Genomic DNA, 16,222 nt, shown 5'->3' with positions numbered 1-16,222 from the left:
AGTAAACGGGGAAGACAAAAAGCGTCGCGCATTTTCAGGGGGGAGGGGGATCAGGTCAAGGCAGCACAATGCCCTTAATCGCGGTGCAAGGCAGTAAGCGCCCGCTGCAAGCGCACCGCTCGTCCGCAAAACAAACCTACGGTATAGAGGTGTCGTGGATAATCGGCGAGCCTGCACGCATTGGTCCAGCGTAATGGCGCTGACGCGATTACTCCAACTGCTTGAGGCACCGTTCAAGAATAACCAGCCCTTCCTCCAGCACCTCGGGCTCAATCGTCAACGGTGCCAGCAGCCGAATGATATGCCGCGACTTGCCACTGGGCATCAGCAGCAACCCGGCATCCCGCGCCAGGCCCAGCAGTCGGGTCAGTTGCTGGGGCGCAGGTGTGCCGTCGGCATTCACCAGTTCGATACCGCGCATGGCGCCGACGCCGGTCAGGCGGCCCAAAAAGGGCGTCAGGTGCTGCGCACGCCAGGTTTCATAGCGGCTCACAATAGCGGCCTCCTGCCGGGCTCCCCAGGCGTGTAACGCCTCATCCGTCATAGCGTCCAGCGTGGCCAGTGCCGCCGCGCAGGCGATGGGGTTACCGGAGTAAGTGCCGCCCAGCCCGCCTTTGGGCAGGTTGTCCATCAACGGCTTGCGCCCGACCACCGCCCCCAATGGCACGCCGCCGGCGATGCTTTTGCCGAGCAGGATCAGGTCCGGTTCGATGCCCAGGCGCGAGAAGGCAAAACGCTGGCCGGTGCGGCCAAAACCGGATTGGATTTCGTCGGCAATCAGCAGGATCGCGTGTTCATCGCAGAAGCGCCGCAGGGCCTGGGCGAACTCGATATCCAGGGCGAGGAATCCGGCCTCGCCTTGCACCGGTTCAAGGATGAAACAGGCTACGTCGCTGACGTCGATTTCCACACTGAACAGGCGGTCCATGGCCTTCAGCGCCTCAGCGCAGCTCACGCCATTGTCGGCGCTGGGGTAGGGCAGGTGATACACCGGGCCGGGCAGGACGCCGACCTTTTGCTTGTAGGGCGCCACTTTGCCGTTGAGGTTGAGGGTGGCCAGCGTACGGCCGTGGAAAGCCCCGTCAAAGGCAATCACCGCCGTACGGCCGGTGGCGCCGCGTACGATTTTCAAGGCATTTTCTGCGGCCTCGGCGCCGCTGTTGGTGAGCATGCCGCTGATGGGGTAGTCCACCGGGATAAACGCGGTCAGGCGGTTCATCAGTTCGATGTAGGGCATATGCGGCGCGGCGTTGAACGCGTAGTGGGTCAACTTCGTTGCTTGTTCACGAATGGCCTGCACCACGCCGGGGTGGCAATGGCCGAGGTTGAGCACACCGATGCCGCCGACAAAATCGATATAGCGCTTGCCCGTGGTGTCCCAGACCTCGGCATTCCTGCCGTGGCTGAGGCTGATGGGATGAACGATGGAAATCGACTGGCTGATGGTTTCGCGGCTCATGAATCCTGGACTCGGCAGTGACGGGCGTCTTTTTATCTAAGCCGTGGGCCTGGCCTTGTCGCAAACGAAATAAAGTCGCCGGGTCATTCCAAATCGGAAGGAGCTGTTGCCAAAAGGTCGTTTGTGGCAGCGCACCAAACCCGTCAATACTGCCCCGGCAACATCAGAAACCGGCGCAGGCTGTGCGGTGCCGAATAATAAGGAACGACAGGGAGAGCCTCGCATGAACCCATTTAAAACCACCTTGGCCATGATCAGTGCCGCCGCCGTCTTTGGACTGGCCAGCACCGCGCATGCCGGTTCGACCCTGGACGCGATCCAGAAAAAAGGCTTTATCCAATGCGGTGTCAGCGACGGGTTGCCCGGTTTTGGCGTGCCCGACAGCCACGGCAAGATGACCGGCATTGACGTGGATGTGTGTCACGCCGTAGCGGCGGCCGTGTTTGGTGATGCGTCCAAAGTGAAGTTCACCCAGTTGACCGCCAAGGAGCGTTTCACCGCGCTGCAGTCCGGCGAAATCGACCTGATCTCACGCAACACCACTTGGACCAGCTCCCGCGATTCGGGCATGGGCCTGGTGTTCACCGGCGTCACCTACTACGACGGCATCGGCTTTTTGGTGAACAACAAACTGGGTGTCACGGCCGCCAAGCAACTGGGCGGCGCAACCGTGTGCATCCAGGCCGGCACCACCACCGAGCTCAACGTTGCCGATTACTTTCGCACCCACGGCCTGAAGTTCACGCCGATCACCTTCGACACCGCCGACGAAAGCGCCAAGGGCCTGGAAGCCGGGCGTTGCGATGTGCTGACCACCGATCAGTCCGGGCTGTACGCACAGCGCATCAAGATGGCCCATCCGGATGAATTCGTCGTGTTGCCGGAAGTGATCTCCAAGGAGCCGCTGGGCCCGCTGGTGCGCAAGGGCGATGACGAGTGGTTCAGCATCGTCAAGTGGACTCTGTTCGCGATGATCAACGCCGAGGAAATGGGCATCACCTCGCAGAATGTCGAAGAGCAGGCCAAGACCACCAGGAACCCGGACGTTGCGCGGCTGCTCGGCGCTGATGGCGAGTACGGTCGGGACCTGAAACTGCGCAAGGATTGGGTGGTGCAGATCGTCAAGCAGGTGGGCAACTACGGTGAGGTGTTCGAGCGCAATATTGGCCAGGGCAGCGTGTTGAAGATCAAGCGCGGCCTCAATGCCCTTTGGAACAACGGCGGCATCCAGTACGCGCCGCCGGTGCGCTGACAGGGCTACGCCGACACGCCATCTTTCCCCGCCGCCTTGGCGCGATACAGCGCCTGATCGGCACGTGCCATCAGGGCGGCGGGGGATTCATCCATGCGCCGCTCGGCCACGCCGAGGCTCAGGGTGACGATGAGGTCATCGCGTATCGGCATGTTGCGCATCGTTCGGCAGATGTTCTCGGCCAGGGTCCTGGCGTTTTCCAGCGAGCTTTTTGGCAGCACCACCATGAATTCATCGCCACCCCAGCGCGCCAGCAGGTCGCCTGGGCGGATGCAGCTCTCCAGGCATTCCACGACCTGCACCAGGGTTTGGTCGCCTACGCCGTGACCGTGTCGGTCATTGATCGGCTTGAAGTCATCGATATCCATCGCGATCAGTGCCAGTGGCAGGCGAAAACGCTGGGCGCGGTCGCAGGCTTCCAGCAGCACTTTTTCCAGGCGGTAACGGTTGGCGACGAGGGTCAAGGCATCCCGTTCGGCCAGTGAGCGGTTTTCGTCCAGTTGTAATTGCAACTGCTGATTGACCCGCGACAGCTCGCGCGTACGCTCGGCCACCAGCGCCTCAAGGGATTGATTGCGTCGCTCCAACTGCTCGACCGAGGACTTGCGCAGATGGATATCGCGATGGGCACCCACCATGCGTGCAACCGAACCGTCTTCATTGCGTGCAATCACGTAACCACGGTCTTCAATCCACAGGTAGCCGCCATCGTTTTTGCGGCAACGGTATTCGGTCTGGTAATGGGGCGTGCGCCGGTGGATGTAATCATCGAACACCGTCATCACGTGGGGGTAATCCTCCGGGTGGATGACGCTCTCCCAGGTGAACACACTGTTTTCCAGGGAGTGGCTAGGGTAGCCCAGCATTTCGTACCAGCCTGGGCTGCGGTAGACGAACCCGGTATTGGCGTTCCAGTCCCAAATGCCGTCGCTGACCAGCTCCAGCACGGTGTGCAACATGTCGGCGTTAAAGTGAGTAAAAGCATGATTGAGCGGGTTGTTGCCGGAAGTATCGTTCATCTGCGCATTCCTTGCCGCGGCAGGCAACCAAGGCCTACCAATATTGACGCCGATACTCCGTGGCTGGGGCTACTTTACAACGGTGATTGAACGCTTTGAATAGGGGGGTTGTGGTGCTGTTGGATGGTGGCAGTAGGCTACTGCTTTGGCGCCGCCATTCTTGTCCGAGGTTTCCCATCGGCGTTGTGCTGGTAAATAGCCTCAGGCTGCCCCCGCTCGTTGAAAAACACCTGGCCGATCCCTGCTGAATTCCACAACCGTTCACCGGCTTCGGCATGTTCCGGAATATGCGGCACCACCTGCATGGTGCGCCGGCGAGTGAACCAGTTCAGAGGCGAGCGCGGCGAGTACAGCCAGCGGTTGAGACGGTCGAACCATTCCAGCAGTCGCGGTGGGAATTCGTTCTTGATGCCGCTGCTGGTGATCTGCCAGATCCTGGGGCCAGCGTCGCGGTGGCGGATCAGTACTTCATAGACGAACGAGTAGTGCACGTCGCCCGAGAGGATCACGTAGTTACCCGGCGTGCGCGAGTGACGGAAGATGTTGAGGATCACCTGGGCCGCGCCGCGATGGGCCATCCAGTTTTCGGCGTCCACCAGTAATGGATGGCCGCACCAACTGAAGATTTTCTGCACGGTCTCGATCAGCTTGACGCCAAAAATCGGCGCGGGCGAGACGATGATGGCCGAGGGGTGATCGAGCAGTTCCTGCTGCAGTTCGCTCAAGGCTTCCCAGTCCAGCAGGCCGGACGGTTGCTTGAGGGTGAATTCGCTGCGCCAGCGCCGTGTGCGGGTATCGAGCACCACCAGGGCCGGCGTGGTGGGCAGGACGTAATGCCACTGCTGGAATTTCAGCAGGGTTGCCAGCAAATTGTCCTGCGCGATGGCATCCAGATGATTGTTCTGCGTCTGGGTTGCCAGTGCCTGGGTTTGGCCCACCAGCTCATCAAAGGCATCCGGGTTATTCCCCCAGCCTTGGCACAGCAGGTAAGCGAGCAGGGCGTTACCGATGATGCGCTTGGAAAATGGATGGCCGTAGGCGGTTTCTTCCCATTGCGCGCTGAGGTTCCAGTCGTCGGTGATGTCGTGGTCGTCAAAGATCATCAGTGTGGACAGATGGGCGAAAACCCGCGCAGCACCCGGCAAGCCCTCGCGAAATTTATCCACCGTCACCTGCTCGCGAGTATAGCGCGAGGATTCATCGGCGCTCAGTTGGGGCGGCGGCGGAGTGATCAGGCTCCAGGGCGTGGGCGACCACACCAGCAGGTACATCGCCATGACCTCGGCAAAGGTCACCAGGTGATTGTCGGCGGTGCTGCTGGTGAAAATCGGCTTTTTCACGCCGCCGAAAAACCGCTCGCGCAGGGTCTCGTTGCTGTCCAGCGCCGGGAGCAGATCGGCGCGGTTGTAGTAGCTGGCGCTATGTGCGTAGAGGCTGGCGCTGTTGTCGACCACGGCGCCTTCCAGAGATTCGTCAAACAGGCCCAGGCGCGCAATCAGCCCGTGGATCGCCCGCAGCATTGGCCCGGCTACATCATCGGCATACACCTGGTCGCCGCTCATCATCAACAAGGCCGGACGGTCGGCGGGTGTTTGTGCATCGGCCAGCAGGCGATCGACGCAGAGCAAGCCTTCGTCGGCGCTGTGGTGAGGTTTGCGGCACGAACCGTGTACCAGTTGATGGATGCGGCTGTGCAGCACGAAATTCGGATATTGGGCGTTGGCGTACAGCAAGTGGGGTGCCCATTGGGCAATGCCAATGCCGTCGACGAGCAGGTCATAGTCGATCACTACATCCTGCGGCAGCGCTTCCTCCAGTCGTACATCAATCAGGTGGACAAACGCCTCGCGTCCCACCGGCACGACTTGGCACTGGTCCTGGCCTAGCGGGATATCCAGGCGTTGCTCGGCACATTGCAGCCTCAGCATCAGTGGCAATGCTCGGCTTCCCACCAGCCACAGCACCAGCCGCTGGGGTTCGAGGCGTCGCAGCAGAGGGCCGGCGAGCACGGCGGGCAAGGTGTCGGGATGTGGCATGCAGTAAAAGGCTCCGGCCAGGGTTGAACCGGCAAGGTTAGCGCAATGGATGTCAGTGTTTTGTTAAGGCGTGGCGGCTTGTGGAGACGAAGGGCTGTGCACAGCCCTTCGTGCGACGATTTAGAGCAGGTTACCCTTGCCCAGGCTGTCCAGGCCACCGCTGCCCGTGCGTCGGCTGTTGCGCGCTGAACCGTCGGACTCCTGAGGCTCCAGTTGCGATCGAGGTTCATCGATGCTGCGCTTCTTGCGTTGAAGGGCGGCGTCATCCTGCGGCGCTGCGGGGTATTGAAGGGGGGGCACTGCGGAGTTGATAGGGCTGAGCATGGAAGTATCCTTCTATCAGTCTAGGGGGACTTCGCCCTTTAGAGCGAAGTGGCGCCAAACTTACAGAGGGCGAGGAAGGGCGAGCTATAAACGCCTTACTGCAAGATATGACGGCCGTGACGAGCGTAGTCAAAAGTCATCAGCGGCGCCCTTTGCGCAGCCTTCGGTGGCAGGGGATGTCGCGCCTTCCTTGCCTTCCAGCACGAAGGCTGCGCGGTTTTGTGCCACCACATTACGTAACGCGCTGTAGTAATCCGGCAGTTTTTGCAGGCTATCGGTGAGCGGCAACAATGACGCCCGGGTGTCGACCGTTCCGCCCACCAGGCTGATGGTGCCCAATGTCTGCACGGTATCGCTGTCTCCCAGCGGCGAAACCAGGAAGCGCAACACCTTGCCTGTCGCATCGCGGCTGTTGCTGGTGCCGAGCAATGGCAATTCGACAATCGGCCCGGCACCCACGCCCCATACGCCGAACGTTTGGCCAAAGTCGGCGGAGTGGCGCGGGATGCCCAGGCGGTCCGACACATCAATCAGCCCCACCACACCTACCGTGGTATTCACTGCAAAACGGCCAAGGGTGTTGACCGAACGGCGTGGGTTGCCTTGCAGTAGATCGTTGATAAATACCTTCGGCTCGCTGAAGTTGCTCGCGAAGTTATGCACACCCTGCTGGAAAAATTCCGGGAGGTAGCGGTAACCGCGAGCAACAGGCGCCAGCGCGTAGTTGTCCACCGCTCGGTTGAATGCAAACACACTACGGTTGACCCGTTCGGCCGGGTCATGCACTGGGTAGTTCACCTGCGCGCAGCGGGTGGACGGCGCTTTCGTCGGGTTCGCACAGCCCGCCAGGTAGGACACAGTCAGCAACAGTACCGCCTGGCGAGCCAGGTGGTGGGGGTAGGTCAGCGCACGCATGGGCACAGTCTCCGCAAAAGGGACGCCGATTCTGGCGCTGCGGCCCGCCACGCCTGGTGTACTTCGGCCGGCCCCTGGGCCTCAAGCGCGTGATGACCAACCTGATGGACAACGCCATTCACTATGGGCACGCGCCGGAAATCGAACTGCAACAAGGGCGCATCAAGTGGTGATCCGCGTGCGGGATCGCGGGCCGGGGATTGCCGCCGAGCACCGCGAACAGGTGTTCATGCCGTTTTATCGCCTGGAAAATTCACGCAATAAAAGCACCGGCGGTGTTGGGCTTGGCCTGTCTACTGCCCGCGCTATTGTGCTGGAGCACGGCGGCACTCTCACCCTGGCAGAACGCCCGGGCGGTGGGTTGGAGGTGGTGGTGTTGCCGGTGTGATGACAACACCAGATCACGGTGGGAGTGTCAGGTGTGTGAGTCTCCAATCACCTTCGGCACGGTAAACCGGAACTCACTGCCACGGCCCACCTCACTCTCCGCCACGATCTTGCCGCCATGGGCCTGGACGATGCCTTGGGTGATATACAGCCCCAAGCCACTGCCGGTGGGGTTGTTTTCGGTCTGGGTCCAGTAGCGGTCGAACACATGGGGCAACTGATCTGGCGCAATGCCTTCGCCGGAGTCGCGCACCGAGAACACGATTTCTTCGCCGTTGCTCATGGCGCTGATGCCGATATTGCCTTGGCGTGGCGTGAACTTGATGGCGTTGCCGATCAGGTTCGACAGCACCTGGAACAGCCGCTCCGGGTCACCGTTGATCAACAGACCAGGCTCGGCGTTGAACGACAGGTCGATGCCTTTTTCCATCGCCAGCGGTGCGAGCAACGAGTAGGCCTCTTCGAACATCTGGCTCACATCCAGCGCCACCGGCTTGACCACATAGCGCCCGGCCTCGATTTTCGAGGTGTCGAGCAAGTCTTCCAGCAACACATTCATGCGTCCGGCGGCTTGCTGCATGGTGTCGATGGCCGAGGAAATCCGCCGCGAAGTGTGTGGGCCGTCGGAGCTGAAGGCCTTTTGCATCATGCCGCACAGCATCGAGATGACCGTCATCGGGTTGCGCAAATCGTGGGACACCACCGCCACCAGTTCGTCGCGGGCGCGCACGGCTTGTTGCTCGCGCAGCACCTGGCGGGCCAGGTCGTTTTCCAGGGCGGAGCGACGCAAATCGTTGGCGGCGAACAGGTCGCCATGGCTCCACTTGGTGGAGATGCCGGCCATTTCGACTTTCCAGATTTCAAACGAGGTACGTGGGCGAAGGCGTAGGCCAGCGTTGGAGTTCTCCAGGTCCAGCGGCTTGTTCGGGTCGCCGCTCCAGTTGATGTTCTCTTTCACTTCCGGGCGGAACCACAGCACCCCGTTGTCCACCGGTTTAGGCAGGCTCATGGCCAGGACACCGCTGGCCACTTGCTGGAACTCAGCGGCTGGCGGGTAGACCGAGGCCAGGTTATGGCTGGAAAACACCGGCTCGCCGCTCCCTTGCAGCCACTTGTGCAACGCGCGGATCTGCGCCGGTTCCGGGCAGTTGCCGTAGCGGTGCAGTTGTTTGTCTTCGATGATCGCGATGCCGCCGGACAGGGTCAGGTCCATCAGCACTTGGCCTTGCTGGGCGAGGCCATCGAACACGTTGTCCGCTGAGGCTTTCATCGCCTGATTCAGCAGCGCCAGGGCCTCGACTTTTTCCTCGCGCTGGCGGCTCAGGTCCAGGGCTTCCATGGCGCTGATTTGCAATGACAATACCTGACCGATGGTCTGGCAGGCGGTGCGCAACTCGTTGGGTACCAGCAGTGGTTCACGGTTACCGCAACTGATCAGGCCCCAGAGTTTGTCGCCCTTCATCAATGAGATGCTCATGGACGACAGCACGCCCATGTTCTGCATGTACTGGCAATGAATCGGCGACACACTGCGCAGGGTGGCGAAGCTCAGGTCCAACGGCTCGCCGCTGTCCGGGCGCAGCTTGGGCAGCAGTGGCACCGGCTCATAGGCCGCGTTGGGAATAATGCGCAGCCAGTTGGTGCGATACAGCTCGCGGGCCTGCTCGGGGATGTCGGACGCGGGGAAGAACAGCCCGTTGAACAGTTCCATGGACGGCGCCGACGCTTCGGCGATCACCTGGCCATGGCCTTCCTCTTCGAAACGGTAAATCAGCACACGGTCGTAGCCGGTCATGGCCTGGATTTCATTCACGCTGATTTCGTACAGCGCTTGTAGGGTTTTCGCCGCCTGCAAACGTTGCAGCATCTTGCCCAGATCACTGGTGCGACCCTTCACTGCCCGTGGCCGGAAGTTTTCCAGCAAGGGTTCGAACTCCAGCACCAGCACGCCCTGATGGCGATGCAGCAGGCCGTCGAACTTGGCACCGTTGAAGGTCACGTGCAGCGGCGGCGCGTCGATAAAGTTGTTGTGCTCAACCATGTGTTGCACGGCGGCAGCAGGCTCGGCGCCCAGTAGCGTATGCAGTGGTTGGCCCAACAGGGCTTCGGGCGCATGGTTGAACAGGCTGGCGACGTTGGTACTGACCTGAATGATCTTCAGGTCGGGATCGGACAGCGTCAGCAACACACCATGGGGCTGGATCGCCCCCGGAAAGCGGATCGGCTCGTCGGCACAGTTGGCAAGCAGTTCCTCAAAATCATCGGGTTTCATAGCAGTACCTCCTGGCTGTCGAGCCATTGCTCAAAGCAGCTGAATGTCGAACGGGCCGCGTCCACTGCACGCTGTCTGGCTGACGCGTCCTGCGGCTGGCGGCCCAGATAGTCGAGAAAGTCTTTCCAGCGCCGACCGGTCTCGGCGCCATACACATTGAGAAACGCACCGCCGTTGTCGGCATCCAGGTCCAGGCGCTTAGCCATTTCCCGGCGCAACACCTGGCCGCCCAAGGTGGCGCCTTCCAGCACGTACAAAGCGCCGAGGCAGGCGGCGGGGGTGTCGAGTGGCGGGAGGTGGGGGCGGCAGGGCAGCGCGTTGATGGCGTCGTCATTCAGGCCAAGGGCATGAAGATCGTTCAACAGCGTCGGGGTTTTCACACGCAGTACAGGGTCGAATCCTTCGGGGATCAACTCACAGTCATACAGCGCTGCTTCCATTGGTCCATAAAAACCGTAATACGCTTGGAGCAAGCGTCGATACCAGTCGGCATCCAGTTGTTCGCTGAAAAACGGCAGGCGCTTTTCCAGCGCGACATGCAGTAGGGCCGTGCCTGTGCGCAACGCTTCCAGCAATGAGGGCGCAGCAACGTCAGGGACCTGTGAATGCATTCAGTAAGCTCGAACTGTGGGCCTGCCGGCCGTAAATGACGCATAGAAGTGGGCGACGATTCTACACATCTCATGGCCATTGGCTGTATGCACAAGGCGAAGAGCCTGACCAGCGGATCAGAAAAATCGCTCCTTGCTCATTAATGACAGCAGCGCTTGTCCCAAAGTTCGGTTTAAGTGATGTCGCGACGCCATCAATGCAGGCGCGAGCCTTGTTGCGTCAGCGCCGTTTGCACACACTCAAGCAGGTGTTCGGCGCTCCACGGTTTTGGCAGGAACCGCACCGACCCCCCCAGTTGCGCCGCGATCTTCGTGTTGCCGGATGTCAGCACCACCTGCACTTCCGGCCATCTATGAGCCACCACCCGACTCAAGTCGTAGCCGTTGAGCAAACCAGGCATCTGAACATCACTGACAATCAGGTCGACCTGTTCATCATCACGCTCCAGAAAAATCATCCCTTCATCCGCCGAAGGAAACGAGGTGACATGCGCCCCGAATTCCTCCAGTACATCCACCATTAACGAGCGAATGATCTCGTCGTCTTCCAGCACTAAAATCGATGGCTGAGCCATGATCCTTACTCCACCATCAGGGGTTAGTAAGGTGGAGTCGAACGCGGCGGGATAGGTTCGATTGGATATGTCCTAAACGATGGGTGGTCATTCAGAGTGTCTAGTTTGCGTATTTGGCGGGAGGTGCGGCACGATGGCTGTGCTTTGTAACCCACGCAAAAGGCTATCAACCGTGAACGTTCACTTGATCGACCATGACCTCGGCAATCGCATGCTTAAAGTCGACCACGCCGGTGAGCATGGCGCGATTTGCATCTACAGCGGCCAACTGTTTATAGCCCGGCTGTTCAACCCGAGCCTGGTCGCGGAACTCACCGAGTTCCTCGGCGACGAGCGCCGCCACCGTGCCGTGTTCAACGCCGAGTTGCAGCGCCGAGGATACCCGCGTTGCCGCAGCTACTGGCTGTGCGGGCTCGGTGGGCTGGCGTTGGGTTTGCTCACAGGTCTCTGTGGTCGCAAAGCCATCATGACCACCACCGTGGCGGTCGAAAGCGTGGTGCTTAGACATCTGGCCCATCAGCTGCACGCCCTGCGCAACATCGACCCGCTGGCGGTGGCGGCCATTGCTTCGATTGTGGATGAGGAACAGCACCATCACGACCAGTCGGCGGCGCAGATCGATGTGAATGATCCCTGGTTCAAAATGCTGACGCCCGTGGTCACTGCATGGACCGAAGCGGTGATCTGGATGGGCATGCGTTCCTGACAAACAGGCATAATCGTCGCACCAGCCGATGTGGAGTCCCTATGAAGTACCGTGCCGTGATGACCCTCGCCCTGATCTTCAACACCCATGCAGCCCTGGCGGCCGGCGATGCCGAGGCGGGCGGCAAGCTGTTCACCAAGACCTGCGGCGGTTGCCACAGCGTCGGCGAAGGCGCGCGCGGCGGGTTTGGGCCGGAACTCAATGGCATCATCGGCAGGCCTGCCGGCACCACCACCGACTATCAGTATTCCGATGCGATGAAAAATTCCGGCGTGGTCTGGACGCGGGACAAACTCGCCGCCTACATCGAGGCGCCGAAGAAGGTGGTGAGTGGTACGCGGATGATCTTCTGGGGGATCAGTGATCAGGAGAAGATTGAAAATATCCTGGCGTACCTTGAGACCTTCCAGCCCAAATAATCACTTGCGCACATTGTTGCGCCGTAGTCAGGAGCGCGCGCAACCGATGCTCGATCAGGTCGGCATCGGCAAGCCTGCTCTCCACAAAAAAACGCTCACCAGAGAGATCGTGGCCAGCCTTCAAGGTTTGGAGAGTGCGGAACATTCCGTTCAATTCTGAGTCCAGTCATCACACCCCCCTCACACCGATAAGGACATCCCGTGAAGCGAATCGCATTGCTCTCTCTCGCCCTTGCCCTGTGCGCCTGCCAATCCAACCAACGCGACTCCTCGCCGACCCTGCTTAAAGACGGCATCCAGTTTCGCCAGAAAACCGTGACCGTCGACGCCGAACACGCCAAAGTCATCATGAAAGCCGTGGGCGGCAACAACCCCGTCAAATTCGCCATCAGCCGCGAAGGCGACCCCGACCAACGCCCGGAAATCCTCGGCACCGTGGTGTACAACGGCGAAGGCCAAGTCTTCAACTGGATCGCCAAAACTGTCCAAACAGTAACCAGCGCCGGGTTCCGGCGTTTTCCACAGCTGGAAACCCAGGCCGATCCGGGTAAGAAACTCACCGTATTCGGCAGCGCTGGCAGCATCGGCAATGGGGATTTTTACAGCTGCGTGCCGCCGGTGAGCACGTTCGTTCCGGAGAAGGCCAAGGTGTATCTGGTGGAGTTCCAGTTCTCGCCGAGTCGTTCGGCGTGTATGCAGCAGGTGTTTGATATTACGGACCCAGCGAATCGGGTGTTGATTGGTGGGGCGGGGGGTGAGACGAAGGCGGGTTAAGCGGTTATTCAGCGGTGGGCATAGCCCACCGCTTGCGTGACGACCACCCCGTTGAAGGTGTGGGTGCAGCAGTCGCAATAAGGTTTCATGTTTTCGGGTGTCAGTTGTGGTTCTACCTTTTGCAGCAGGCCTGCTTCGTCGACGTATAGGCCGCTGTAGTAGCTGTTTTCATCCGTTCTCACGTAATCCTGTTTCTCGCTTTCATGTAGCGCAACCACCCAGAACACCGGATTCGGCCGATCCAGGCGTGCGTTGGCTTCGCTGAAAACCGCGTCCCATGGCTGACCGACCTTGGACAACAGGAAGCGGAACAGCGGCGTGTAATCAAAACCGTGGCGTTGATGGTTGTGCATTGAACCTCGGGTGGCGAGCGTGTCTTTTTCGGTCTTGGTATTCCGTTCGTACCGGTAAGCGCCACAACTGCCGTGGCGCACGCCATGGGTTCGGGTGTTGACGGAGCGGTAGAGGAGGGGCTTTTTTGCTGTGGCTCTCATGACGCTTCCTTGGGTTGTTTTGGACGTGGCGGCCAGGCGCCTTGGTAGCGGAAGGAGATTTGGTAGTCGAAAAGGTCCGGCTCTATCACCTGCCGGAAATGAGGTTGGAGAATTGCGATCCAGTTTGGCTGAACGTCAAAACCCCCTGCGTAGATTTGTGGTTCCTCCTGTAGACCAAGTGCGTTAAGAATACTGTCGTCCTCCTCAAAGTTTGCTGAGTATTCGTCTGCCTCCAAGTGTTCATTTATTTTGTTGAACCATTGCAGTCGTATTTTCATCGTCATAACGAATCCGCCACTCACTTTTGTATACGTCGTTCTTTTTTTGCCGGGCCGCGTTGCTCAGCGGTATAGGGGTCAAAGGAGCCTAGGTGTTTCACATCGCTGTACCTATAGACTTCAAGTTCGCCTTTTTCTGAATCCCATTCAAAAAGCCTCTTTCCTTTGGCGTCTTTCCATCGCTCACGAAGGCCGCCACCACTACGTTTACTATTTTTCTTCTTGAGTTCAATCAAACCTGGAAAACCAGTGATGTCCTCTGTTCTGGGGGCAGGAAAGTAATCGTAATCTGAGTTTCTCAGCCCTTTCCGCGGCTCACTCACCACCACATACAGCGGCCGAACCCCAGACCCCACGGGGAACACCAGAATAAAATCCCGATACTGCGGCGGGTAAATCGGGTTCACCAGAATCTGCGCCGCCTTCTCCGTAGGCGGGTAAATCCAGATCACCGGCGCCTGCGGCGCACCCTGCAACGCCGGAATTCCCAGCGTGTCACTTGGGTCAACGGCGGGCGTCCAGATCAGCTCAATACCCTCACCCAAATCCGCTACGAACTGATCGCTGCGTGTTTGGAGCTGCACCACTTCAATCATCTGCCAGGCGGGGTTGTCGCCGGTGTAAAAACCATAGCCCTTGAGCGTACCGTCTTCCCGCTGCTCGATATGTAAACGCATCTGCGAACGCGCCTGCTGCATCGAGCGTAATTGCTCCTCGCTATACAGCGCGCTATCGCCCAGCTCCCCGGGCCACACCAGCGCTACCAACCCGCCTAACAGAGGCGCGGCCACAGAACCGATTGCGGCAGCGGCCGACTCCACCACCGCCGTACGCAACGCCAGTTGCCCCAAGCCAACGGGCAAGGCGCTGCCGCTGATCTTGCGCAGGGCAACAGCGCCCCGGCTGTCAACTTCACGGCCGCCCAACAGGCTGAAATGGCCGTACTCCGCGATCAGCTCAAGTGGTACGTAGGCAGTGGGATCTGAGTAGTGGGTGTGGCCGTCGGGCAGTTGGCAAGGCTTCACGAAAACACAGCCAGGCGCTTTTGCGGGTGCAGATTTTGCGGCAGGGAATGGTTCGAATAAATCAATCGACGGTGAATAGGCGGCACGCTTTGGATGCGGCGTCAGGATGCGCTGCTTGCGTAGTTGCTCGTCGGTGGGAGGGTAAAAGCGTTCTGACATGAGGGGCTCACTTCCTTGTGCGAGGGAGTGAGGCTACGGGGAGCGGTCAGGGGGATGGAATTGGCATTTTTCGATGGTGGTTGTGGGAAAAGTAAGCGTGCTCTCTATATCAGCGGGACGTTTGCTACGTTCCAGGTCCTGAAGAAACCGCTGTGGTTTGATGGTGTGGGGGAGGGCGCTATCGGGGGCAAGTCGAATCGTCGCACCGCCCGTCCCACATTGTGATCGGTGTATATCCGCGGATCAGCTCAGCAGATGCTTGGAGATGATCCGCGAAATCTCAACGATCGACGTCTTCCCCGTAAATTCAAACTTCACTTTCCCCAGCGACGAAAAGTAAATCTCCAGCTCCGAATCCAGGTCAAACGTGCCGGATGTTTCCACCGAGTACGCGACGATGTTTTTGTACGGCAGTGAGGTGAAGTCTTTCTTGCTGCCGGTAATGCCCTGCACGTTTACGGCGATGATACGTTTGGTGGTGAAGACCACGCCGTCGCGCATGGCTTTGTAGGCGTCGATGACTTCTTCGCCGTCCAGCAGCAGGGCCGAGACGCGTTCGGCGTATTCGTTGTTTTGCTTGAGCTTGAAGAAGCCTTTGTTGTTGAAGTCGATCATTTGACGGTCCTTGTGGTGAGTCAATTAGAGCGCGTTATCGTTGGCGTCCATCGGGGCAAGCCCTCCACATGGCGTCAGTGGATGGCTTTTAGGTAGTCCTTGAGTGCGTCAAGCGGTGGGCTCAGTTCCTCCAGCGTGCGGGCTTGCCGTACCTCACCCGCCAATCGCTGCAACTCCCGCCCCAACACCGTATCCGCGCCGCCCAGTGCTGCCAGTGCCTGGTCAACACACGCACGCAACTTGAGCTGGATCGTCGGCAAGTCCCCTTGCCGCACAAGCAACCCAAACACCTCCCGCTCATACCCATCCATCACCAGGTCATCCCTCAATACCGGACTGCCGCCGTCCTCCTCGTGCACGAGTTTGAGTGCAAAGAGCGCAACAGCTTCCAGCGTCAATTCCATGGTGTCGGTTCCTCTGGGGGCGGGGAGGGCGATGATCACCGTTATCGGCGTGAAAAAAAAGACCTGCCGGGTTGGATGCAGGAGGAACAATATTTATTGGCCAGGTTCCAACTCGCCTTGGCGAGCGTATCCAGTCACCACATGGATCGGGTGCAAGGCAAACGCCCACAAAGACAAGGACGCAACCCATGCAGTCATCCCATGCCCAAGCACCTTTCAGCACTGGCGAGTCGACGCCGCGCGTAGCTTGATGGCGAGCTTCAAATACACCTTCTTACGTGGGGGGGCGTTCTATATATAGAAGGATTTGCAGGTCTGCTTGCCATTTGATAGAAAAACCAAATTAACGCTTGACCGCAGATTCTGGAAGCCTATAATTCGCCCCACTTCCGGCGCAGTCGAAACGGAAAACTCCTTGGTAAACAATGAGTTACGCAGTTTTCGGCAGCGGGTTGCTTCAGTTCATCGAAGCCAAAAGGAAGTTGAAAAAGAGGTGTT

17 protein-coding genes and 1 pseudogene are annotated in these 16,222 nt (G+C 59.4%); 5 read left to right on the top strand and 13 right to left on the bottom strand.

Translation table 11 applies throughout. The annotated features are described in order from the left end of the window. Nucleotides 1-208 precede the first annotated feature (208 nt). Complete coding sequence (locus tag EJD88_RS07525) at nt 209-1,459, bottom strand: aspartate aminotransferase family protein (protein ID WP_158877518.1); 1,251 nt, start codon at nt 1,457-1,459, stop codon at nt 209-211. A 223-nt stretch (nt 1,460-1,682) separates the two neighbouring features. Between EJD88_RS07525 and EJD88_RS07520 the strand changes: the two genes are divergently transcribed. Continuing rightward, nucleotides 1,683-2,711: an amino acid ABC transporter substrate-binding protein gene (locus EJD88_RS07520; RefSeq protein WP_158877516.1), complete on the top strand. Its 1,029-nt coding sequence runs from the start codon at nt 1,683-1,685 to the stop codon at nt 2,709-2,711. A 5-nt stretch (nt 2,712-2,716) separates the two neighbouring features. Here EJD88_RS07520 and EJD88_RS07515 read toward each other — a convergent pair whose 3' ends face one another. The 4 genes from EJD88_RS07515 to EJD88_RS07500 all read right to left on the bottom strand — a co-directional run bounded on the left by EJD88_RS07515 (nt 2,717) and on the right by EJD88_RS07500 (nt 7,005). Next, nucleotides 2,717-3,730 (bottom strand): sensor domain-containing diguanylate cyclase, encoded by a 1,014-nt coding sequence (locus EJD88_RS07515; RefSeq protein WP_158877514.1) that lies wholly within the window; start codon nt 3,728-3,730, stop codon nt 2,717-2,719. A gap of 137 nt (nt 3,731-3,867) precedes the next feature. Then, complete coding sequence (locus EJD88_RS07510; protein WP_158877512.1) at nt 3,868-5,766, bottom strand: alkaline phosphatase D family protein; 1,899 nt, start codon at nt 5,764-5,766, stop codon at nt 3,868-3,870. A 120-nt stretch (nt 5,767-5,886) separates the two neighbouring features. Beyond that, nucleotides 5,887-6,090 (bottom strand): hypothetical protein, encoded by a 204-nt coding sequence (locus EJD88_RS07505; protein WP_158877510.1) that lies wholly within the window; start codon nt 6,088-6,090, stop codon nt 5,887-5,889. Between the two features lie 129 nt (nt 6,091-6,219). Next, entirely contained in the window at nt 6,220-7,005 is a 786-nt protein-coding gene (locus EJD88_RS07500) for a VacJ family lipoprotein (RefSeq protein ID WP_158877508.1), read from the bottom strand. Between the two features lie 41 nt (nt 7,006-7,046). Between EJD88_RS07500 and EJD88_RS07495 the strand changes: the two are divergent. Further along, a pseudogene (locus tag EJD88_RS07495) lies at nt 7,047-7,393 on the top strand (sensor histidine kinase); the annotation flags it as partial. A gap of 27 nt (nt 7,394-7,420) precedes the next feature. Here EJD88_RS07495 and EJD88_RS07490 read toward each other — a convergent pair. From EJD88_RS07490 to EJD88_RS07480, 3 genes are all read right to left on the bottom strand, one after another. Then, nucleotides 7,421-9,664 carry an ATP-binding protein gene (locus tag EJD88_RS07490; protein ID WP_158877506.1) on the bottom strand — a complete coding sequence of 748 codons (2,244 nt, stop codon included), beginning with the start codon at nt 9,662-9,664 and terminating at the stop codon, nt 7,421-7,423. Beyond that, nucleotides 9,661-10,275, bottom strand: a complete 615-nt coding sequence (locus tag EJD88_RS07485) for a biliverdin-producing heme oxygenase (RefSeq protein WP_158877504.1) — start codon at nt 10,273-10,275, stop codon at nt 9,661-9,663. Before EJD88_RS07485 ends, EJD88_RS07490 begins: the two co-directional genes overlap by 4 nt. A 194-nt stretch (nt 10,276-10,469) precedes the next feature. Next, a complete protein-coding gene (locus EJD88_RS07480; RefSeq protein WP_099587293.1) occupies nt 10,470-10,850 on the bottom strand; it encodes a response regulator in 381 nt (126 codons plus the stop codon). Between the two features lie 172 nt (nt 10,851-11,022). Here EJD88_RS07480 and EJD88_RS07475 point away from each other — a divergent pair, with 172 nt between their 5' ends. The 3 genes from EJD88_RS07475 (at nt 11,023) to EJD88_RS07465 (ending at nt 12,749) form a co-directional block, all read left to right on the top strand. Further along, nucleotides 11,023-11,556 carry a demethoxyubiquinone hydroxylase family protein gene (locus tag EJD88_RS07475; protein WP_256674393.1) on the top strand — a complete coding sequence of 178 codons (534 nt, stop codon included), beginning with the start codon at nt 11,023-11,025 and terminating at the stop codon, nt 11,554-11,556. Between the two features lie 41 nt (nt 11,557-11,597). Then, the gene (locus EJD88_RS07470; RefSeq protein WP_099587294.1) at nt 11,598-11,975 is read left to right on the top strand and encodes a cytochrome c family protein; all 378 of its coding nucleotides are present in this window, start codon (nt 11,598-11,600) and stop codon (nt 11,973-11,975) included. 201 nt (nt 11,976-12,176) lie between these two features. Next, complete coding sequence (locus EJD88_RS07465; RefSeq protein ID WP_099587295.1) at nt 12,177-12,749, top strand: hypothetical protein; 573 nt, start codon at nt 12,177-12,179, stop codon at nt 12,747-12,749. Nucleotides 12,750-12,757: 8 nt separating this feature from the next. Here EJD88_RS07465 and EJD88_RS07460 read toward each other — a convergent pair whose 3' ends face one another. From EJD88_RS07460 to EJD88_RS07440, 5 genes are all read right to left on the bottom strand, one after another. Beyond that, entirely contained in the window at nt 12,758-13,243 is a 486-nt protein-coding gene (locus EJD88_RS07460; RefSeq protein WP_158877502.1) for a hypothetical protein, read from the bottom strand. After that, the gene (locus EJD88_RS07455; RefSeq protein ID WP_158877500.1) at nt 13,240-13,527 is read right to left on the bottom strand and encodes a colicin E3-like toxin immunity protein; all 288 of its coding nucleotides are present in this window, start codon (nt 13,525-13,527) and stop codon (nt 13,240-13,242) included. The genes EJD88_RS07460 and EJD88_RS07455 overlap by 4 nt, the downstream gene beginning before the upstream one ends. Nucleotides 13,528-13,541: 14 nt before the next feature. Further along, complete coding sequence (locus EJD88_RS07450; RefSeq protein ID WP_158877498.1) at nt 13,542-14,705, bottom strand: S-type pyocin domain-containing protein; 1,164 nt, start codon at nt 14,703-14,705, stop codon at nt 13,542-13,544. A gap of 243 nt (nt 14,706-14,948) precedes the next feature. Then, nucleotides 14,949-15,320: a PH domain-containing protein gene (locus tag EJD88_RS07445; protein WP_053257892.1), complete on the bottom strand. Its 372-nt coding sequence runs from the start codon at nt 15,318-15,320 to the stop codon at nt 14,949-14,951. Nucleotides 15,321-15,394: 74 nt separating this feature from the next. After that, a complete protein-coding gene (locus EJD88_RS07440; RefSeq protein WP_158877496.1) occupies nt 15,395-15,724 on the bottom strand; it encodes a hypothetical protein in 330 nt (109 codons plus the stop codon). Nucleotides 15,725-16,222 lie beyond the last annotated feature (498 nt).

Origin of the sequence: Pseudomonas sp. PB105, assembly GCF_009764655.1 — a bacterium.
In the GTDB taxonomy this organism is placed as follows: Bacteria; Pseudomonadota; Gammaproteobacteria; order Pseudomonadales; family Pseudomonadaceae; genus Aquipseudomonas; species Aquipseudomonas cyclaminis.
The sequence above is the reverse complement of the archived record's forward strand: the minus strand, read 5'-3'. Positions and strand labels throughout refer to the sequence as shown.

What these genes read in the sequence shown, in the direction of transcription:
- EJD88_RS07525 (WP_158877518.1), bottom strand. Translation starts at nt 1,459, where the DNA reads ATGAGCCGCGAAACCATCAGCCAGTCGATTTCCATCGTTCATCCCATC.
- EJD88_RS07520 (WP_158877516.1), top strand. Translation starts at nt 1,683, where the DNA reads ATGAACCCATTTAAAACCACCTTGGCCATGATCAGTGCCGCCGCCGTC.
- EJD88_RS07515 (WP_158877514.1), bottom strand. Translation starts at nt 3,730, where the DNA reads ATGAACGATACTTCCGGCAACAACCCGCTCAATCATGCTTTTACTCAC.
- EJD88_RS07510 (WP_158877512.1), bottom strand. Translation starts at nt 5,766, where the DNA reads ATGCCACATCCCGACACCTTGCCCGCCGTGCTCGCCGGCCCTCTGCTG.
- EJD88_RS07505 (WP_158877510.1), bottom strand. Translation starts at nt 6,090, where the DNA reads ATGCTCAGCCCTATCAACTCCGCAGTGCCCCCCCTTCAATACCCCGCA.
- EJD88_RS07500 (WP_158877508.1), bottom strand. Translation starts at nt 7,005, where the DNA reads ATGCGTGCGCTGACCTACCCCCACCACCTGGCTCGCCAGGCGGTACTG.
- EJD88_RS07490 (WP_158877506.1), bottom strand. Translation starts at nt 9,664, where the DNA reads ATGAAACCCGATGATTTTGAGGAACTGCTTGCCAACTGTGCCGACGAG.
- EJD88_RS07485 (WP_158877504.1), bottom strand. Translation starts at nt 10,275, where the DNA reads ATGCATTCACAGGTCCCTGACGTTGCTGCGCCCTCATTGCTGGAAGCG.
- EJD88_RS07480 (WP_099587293.1), bottom strand. Translation starts at nt 10,850, where the DNA reads ATGGCTCAGCCATCGATTTTAGTGCTGGAAGACGACGAGATCATTCGC.
- EJD88_RS07470 (WP_099587294.1), top strand. Translation starts at nt 11,598, where the DNA reads ATGAAGTACCGTGCCGTGATGACCCTCGCCCTGATCTTCAACACCCAT.
- EJD88_RS07460 (WP_158877502.1), bottom strand. Translation starts at nt 13,243, where the DNA reads ATGAGAGCCACAGCAAAAAAGCCCCTCCTCTACCGCTCCGTCAACACC.
- EJD88_RS07455 (WP_158877500.1), bottom strand. Translation starts at nt 13,527, where the DNA reads ATGACGATGAAAATACGACTGCAATGGTTCAACAAAATAAATGAACAC.
- EJD88_RS07450 (WP_158877498.1), bottom strand. Translation starts at nt 14,705, where the DNA reads ATGTCAGAACGCTTTTACCCTCCCACCGACGAGCAACTACGCAAGCAG.
- EJD88_RS07445 (WP_053257892.1), bottom strand. Translation starts at nt 15,320, where the DNA reads ATGATCGACTTCAACAACAAAGGCTTCTTCAAGCTCAAGCAAAACAAC.
- EJD88_RS07440 (WP_158877496.1), bottom strand. Translation starts at nt 15,724, where the DNA reads ATGGAATTGACGCTGGAAGCTGTTGCGCTCTTTGCACTCAAACTCGTG.